Annotated in this window: 1 protein-coding gene; it reads right to left on the bottom strand. The window is 38.4% G+C overall.

All coding sequences use genetic code 11. The features are described from left to right. Positions 1–235: 235 nt before the first annotated feature. The coding region (gene ribH / locus ACRCJ0_RS18885; RefSeq protein WP_431391737.1) for a 6,7-dimethyl-8-ribityllumazine synthase at positions 236–560 on the bottom strand (325 nt) is incomplete at its 5' end.

Genomic DNA, 560 nt, shown 5'->3' on the forward strand with positions numbered 1-560 from the left:
GCGTTGAGCGAAGGTAGCGTCACTTAAAATGATAGGTTTTCCAGAATTATCCTTAGCTGGCGCTAATGTTTGTTTAAATTGAATCGTCATATGAAGTCTCCTTAAGCTTTTTGCGCAAATCATCAGAAAGATATGATAATTGAATGCGCTTTATTGTTCCAACATCCATCTTACCATGATTTAAAATTAAAGCTAGTCTTGTGCTGTTAGAGATATTTTCATATGGATTGATGACCTATTGTTGTTTAATTTCCTTGAATAAATTAATCATTTCAATAGCATTCGTTGCATAAGTAAAACCAAGGTTACCTGCTTTAGTACCAGATCGTTCAATAGCTTGTTCGATGTTTTCAACGGTTAAGACACCAAAAATGACCGGTAATTTATGCGTTAAACCTACTTGAGATACCCCACTTGACGCTTGATTAACCACCACATCAAAATGACTTGTAGCCCCTCTAATCACAGCACCCAGTGTAATGATCGCATCGTATTTACCTGTTTCAGCCATCGTTGCAGCTGTAAGCGGGATTTCATAGGCCCCCGGTACCCAAGCAACG

Source organism: Aerococcus sp. L_32, assembly GCF_050689315.1.